Here is a 4,597-nt window from a genome sequence, read left to right as displayed (position 1 = left end):
AGGAGCGCCGTTGTACTGGACGTACTGCGGTGCTCCGACAACGCGGCGAGGTGCGGTGCCGGGCGGCGCGGGCCCGGCAAGATCCGAAAGAGACGACCAAAGGGCTGTCCCGTAAGTGATCTTGCCCTGCGATGATCTCGACCGTGTCATGCGTGATCACAGCGTCCGAGCCGTCCTGGACGGCCCCGTTCACTGGTGTGGCTCCGCGCCAGTTCAACCGGGTGGTGCGTGAGCTGCGGCGCGGAGGCGCCGACATCGCTCGGCGGGGCCGGCCGTGGGGGATTCCACTGGAGGACCGGGTGCTTCTGGTGGCTGCGTACTGGCGTACTCACCTCACGCTGCGCCAGCTCGCTCCGCTCTTCGGTGTCTCGAGGTCCGCAGCAGGCCGCATCGTCAGGCAGGTCGGACCTCTTCTCGCGTTCGGCCCCGTAAGCAGTTTCGCAAGGACGCCGTGCTCATCGTGGACGGCACTCTGGTTCCCACCCGCGACCACGCGGTGGCGGAGCGGTCCAAGAACTACCGCTACTCGACGAATCACAGGTGGTCGTCGACGCCGACACCCGACTGGTGGTTGTGATCGGCCGACCGTTGCCAGGCAACCGCAATGACTGCAAGGCATGGGAGCTATCCGGGGCGAAGGCCGCCGTCGGGAACACCGTAGTGATCGCCGACGGTGGCTATCGAGGTACCGGACTTGTCATCCCGCACCGCCGCGACCCTGGGCAGAGCGAACTGCCCGCCTGGAAGGAAGAGCACAACGCCTCTCACCGCATGGTCCGCGCTCGGGTCGAGCATGCTCTTACCCGGATGAAGAACTGGAAGATCCTGCGTGACTGCCGCCTCAAGGGCGGTGGCGTGCACCACGCGATGCTCGGCATTGCTCACCTGCACAACCTTGCGCGCCGCGGCTGACCGCACCGGGCCCGAAGTACTGTCCGTTCAGGATTCAGCGGGCAGGAGCTGGACCAGGCCGACCCAGTTCTCCTCGTCCACCTCGGCCTGCGTGGCGCGGACCCTCCAGCGGCCGGCGGGCAGTGAGACCGGCGCCTCGGCGGGCATCCCGCCATCGGGGTACTCGATGCCCAGGTCGGAACCTGCTTCGGCGGAGTCCATGAGCACCGCCGGACCGTCCGAGGCCCAGGTGCCGCACTCCTCCCACATCGTGGCCGGGTCTGCAAGGACCGTGTCCGCCGCGGCTCTCAGTCCGGCCTCGGAGTCGGCGGCGCGCCACCGCAGGAATGCTCGGTGCTGGGGCAGATAGCAGCTGGTCGCCGGCTCGTCCGCCAGCACCAGTGCCTGCGCACCGTTCTCGTCGATGGGGATCACACCGGCCAGATCGTCCACCGCACAGGCCCGGTCGTAGTCGTCTGGGGCGGTGGCGTCTCCCGCCATAAGACCATCCTCCGTGCACCCGCCCCAGGAAGCCAGGGCGGAGACGGGGACGACGATCAGAGGGCCGCCCATCGACTCCACCCAGATAGGAGAGGGGTGGGAGGCATCGTCGGCGGTGGATGAAGAGGTAATCATGCAGTCAGTGTGCCCTCGCCCACTGACACCCTCCCCGGGCTCGTTGGAACCCAGCACGGGGAAAGGCTCAGCCCCTGTGGCAAGCAGCAGTTACGGGACAGCCCTTAGGTGACCAACCCCGGCGAGACGCCCAGCCGGAAACCTCCGAGGAGCGGTCCCCCGCCGGCGTGCCCGCATCCGGGACCGTGGGAAGCAGGCTCGCCGCCCTCGGCGCCGAGATCGCCCGGCCGGCGGCGGTGCGCGAGAACCTGGCCCGCCGCGCCTTCGGGGACGACTGACCCAGGACCTCAGAGCGCGGGGCCTCCCGTACCGGAGGCCGCGAGCGTGACGGGGGTCGGGCCGTCGGGGCGTACGGTGATGCTGTACGCCGCCCCGGTGGGGACGGCGCGGAAGTCCGGGACGTGGGCGGGCAGCAGGTGTTCGAGGAGGACGACCGACTCGCGCAGGGCGAACTGCTGGCCGAGGCAGGCGCGAGGGCCGATCCCGAAGGGCAGGTAGGCGCCCGGCCGGGTGGGACGGCCGCCCGGCACGGTGAAGCGCCGGGGGTCGAAGTGCTCGGGATCCGGCCACAGTTCGGGATCGCGGTGCGTGAGGTACGGGCAGACGAGCAGGTCCGTGCCCGCTTCGACGGTGTAGCCCGCCAGGGCATCGGCCTCGGCGGCGTGCCGGGGCAGGATCCAGGCGGACGGGTAGAGCCGGAGCGTCTCGCTGACCAGGGCCTGGATGGCGTCTCGGCGCTCCGGTGAACCCTCACCGCCCGCCGCGAGTGCCTCCTCGCGGGCCTCGGGGTGGCGGTCGAGCAGCAGGTAGAGCCAGGTCAGCGTGGTCGCCGTGGTCTCGTGGCCGGCGACCAGCAGGGTCACGAGTTCGTCGCGCAGCAACCGGTCGGTGTACTCGGGGCGCTCGGCGGAGGCGTCGACCAGCACCTGCAGCAGCCCCGGCCCGTCGGGCCCGGGGGAGCCGGCCCGGGCCGAGGCCACCGCGTGCCGGGCGACCGCGTCGATCCTGGCCAGGTCCTCGGCGACGGCATCCCGGGCGTCCACCCGGTCGGCCGGCAGGCTCGGCAGCGCGGCCACCACCGTTGCCACGGAGGTCAGTTCGTGAGCGGTGGCGTCGTCGAGCGGATGGCCGGTGAGGGCCCGCCAGATGGTGTCCAGGGCGAAGCGGCGCATCTCCTCGCCGAGGTCGAAGGTCCGCCCGGTGCGCGCGTGATCGGCCCACCGCTCGGCCGTGGTCCGGGCCGCCGCGGTGATCCGCTGTTCGTAGCGGCGCATCCCCTTCCCGGTGAACTGCGACTGCAGCAGCTTCCGTTGCCGCTTCCAGGCCTCGCCCGTCGCGGCGAGCAGCCCGTCGCCGATGAGCAGACGGGCGCGGTGGGAGCGTTTGACGTACTGGTCGGGGTACAGGGCGAGTACGTGCTGCACGGCCTCGGGCGCGGTGACCAGTACGGTCGGCCGCGGCCCGAGGCGGAACGCCGCGACGCCGCCGAGCCGCTCCCGTACCTCGGTCAACAGGTCGACGAGCGCACCTTTGTGGGTGAGCCACCGCTCCACGCAGTCGGCGTCGGCCTCGGGGAGCGGTCGTCCCGTCCTCGGCCGCTGCGGGGCGAGCGGCCTGTTATTGGCGTCGGTGGCCACGGCTCTTCTCCTGTCCGGCTGTCGGGCGGTGCCCGGAGGTGTCTCGGCATCACGGACTGTACGGGGACAGGCGTGCTCGGTGACAGCGCCGGAGGGCCGATGGCCCGATTCACGCGGGTGGTTGATGGGCGGGCGTGCCGATGCGGGCCGCGAGGAGGGCGATGTCGTCGTCGGCGGACGCGGGGACCAGGTGGGTGATGAGGGAGTCGCACAGGTGGTCGAGCGATTGCTGTGGTGTGCCGAGCAGGCCGGTGAGTTCGCCCAGCCGTTCGTCGATGTCGCGGCTGCGTGCCTCGATGAGGCCGTCGGTGTAGAGGATGAGGACGCTGCCGGGCGGCACGGCGATGTCGGTGGTGGTGAAGGAGATGCCGCCGACGCCCAGCGGGACGCCCGGCGGGGTCTTGACGAGGTAGACGGTGCCGTCGGGCTCGGCCACGGCCGGGGGCGGGTGTCCGGCGCGGGTGACCGTGCAATGGCCGGTGGCCGGGTCGCAGACCACGTAGAGGAAGGTCGCGAGCATCGGGTCGGACAGGTCGGCGAGGGTGGCTTCGAGCTGGTGGAGCAGGGCTGTCGGAGGCATGTCGAGGCGGCCGAGCGCGCGGACGGTCGCGGACAGGCGCCCCATGACGGCGGCGGCCGCGATGCCGTGGCCCATGACGTCGCCGATGAGCAGGGCGGCCCTTCCTCCGGAGAGGGGGAGGACGTCGTACCAGTCACCGCCGACCTCGTTGACGTCGCTGGCCGGGAGGTAGCGGTGGGCGATCTCGATGCCGGGCGGCGGAGTGACGTGCTGGGGGAGCATGCTCCGCTGCAGGACGACCGCGGTCTCGTGCTCGTGGTGGTAGAGGCGTGCGTTGTCGATGCTGATGGCGGCGCGCGCCGCGAGTTCACTGGCGAGGGTGACGTCGTCGGACCCGAAGGGGCCGACGGGCCCGGTGCGGTAGAAGGTGGCGACGCCGAGGACCATGTCACGGGCGATGAGCGGGATCATCATGAACGAGTGCACGCCCGTCTGCAGGAGTTGGGCGGGCTTGGCGGTGTGGCGGGCCGCGGAGGCGACGGCCCGGTCGTCGAGGTGGGTGATCAGGAACGGCTGGCGCGCCGACAGGGCCTGCGTGTAGGGGGCGGCCGAGGGGAAGATGAGCGTTCTGCCCAGGGGTGCGAGGACCTGCGTCACGGAGGAGCCGGTCAGCGGCGCCTTGCCCAGACGGCGGAGGGCGACGCCCCCGGCCAGTCCCGTGCCCGGCTCGTTCCCGCGCGCGAGGGAATCCAGTACGTCGACGGTGACCGCGGCGGCCAGGTGCGGGACGGCGAGGTCGGCGAGCTCCTGCGCGGTGCGCTCCAGATCGAGGCTTGCGCCGATGCGGGAGCTGGCCTCGCTCAGCAGGGCGAGCCGGCGGCGGCCCGCCTCGGCCTCGGTGTGGTCACGCTGC

Annotated in this window: 3 protein-coding genes and 1 pseudogene; 1 reads left to right on the top strand and 3 read right to left on the bottom strand. The window is 71.7% G+C overall.

Annotated features, from left to right (window positions below):
• Positions 1-143 precede the first annotated feature (143 nt).
• A pseudogene (locus ACWGE1_RS40315) lies at positions 144-912 on the top strand (transposase).
• Positions 913-939: 27 nt separating this feature from the next.
• On the opposite strand, the gene ACWGE1_RS40310 reads toward ACWGE1_RS40315, so the two are convergent.
• The 3 genes from ACWGE1_RS40310 to ACWGE1_RS40300 form a co-directional block, all read right to left on the bottom strand.
• Positions 940-1,527 (bottom strand): Imm21 family immunity protein, encoded by a 588-nt coding sequence (locus tag ACWGE1_RS40310; protein WP_081521260.1) that lies wholly within the window; start codon positions 1,525-1,527, stop codon positions 940-942.
• Between the two features lie 287 nt (positions 1,528-1,814).
• Positions 1,815-3,164, bottom strand: coding sequence for a cytochrome P450 (locus ACWGE1_RS40305; protein ID WP_453425446.1), 1,350 nt, complete (start codon positions 3,162-3,164; stop codon positions 1,815-1,817).
• 109 nt (positions 3,165-3,273) lie between these two features.
• Positions 3,274-4,597, bottom strand: a 1,324-nt coding sequence (locus ACWGE1_RS40300) for a PP2C family protein-serine/threonine phosphatase (protein ID WP_453425445.1), incomplete at its 5' end; no start/stop codon positions are given.

This window comes from Streptomyces sp. NPDC054932 (assembly GCF_053610205.1).
Note: the sequence above shows the minus strand (reverse complement) of the source record. Positions and strands in the feature narration are given on the sequence as shown.

What these genes read in the sequence shown, in the direction of transcription:
- ACWGE1_RS40310 (WP_081521260.1), bottom strand. Translation starts at nt 1,527, where the DNA reads ATGATTACCTCTTCATCCACCGCCGACGATGCCTCCCACCCCTCTCCT.